1 protein-coding gene is annotated in these 359 nt (G+C 61.6%); it reads right to left on the bottom strand.

The annotated features are described in order from the left end of the window. Positions 1 to 359: protein adenylyltransferase SelO family protein (locus tag EE949_RS10535; RefSeq protein ID WP_206335704.1), on the bottom strand; the 359-nt coding region annotated here is incomplete at both ends.

Here is a 359-nt window from a genome sequence, read left to right as displayed (position 1 = left end):
ACGCCATGGCAGAAACCATAGGCCTGCCACTTGGCGATCAGCTCGGCGTTGCGCTCGACGATTTCCCGGAACATCGCCAGATACGGCTCGGGCTGCTCCTGGCACTGTGGGTAGTGCATCGTCAGCACATGCCCGGCCAGTTGCTTCAACTGTTCCGGCTGCTTGGTGTAGTAGAAGTATTCAAGACTGCCGAAGCGCACATGGCTGTGAGCCAGTCGCAGGACCATCGCGGCACGTTCCTCGGTTTCCCGCCAGACTGGCGTGCTGGAGCCGATCACACAGGCGGCGCGGCTGCTGGGAATGCCCAGTGCATGCAGGGCTTCGGAGGCTAGAAATTCGCGGATCGAAGAGCGCAGCAC

Source organism: Pseudomonas viridiflava (genome assembly GCF_900602065.1).
GTDB lineage: Bacteria > Pseudomonadota > Gammaproteobacteria > Pseudomonadales > Pseudomonadaceae > Aquipseudomonas.
This window is presented reverse-complemented; position numbering and strand designations above follow the sequence as displayed.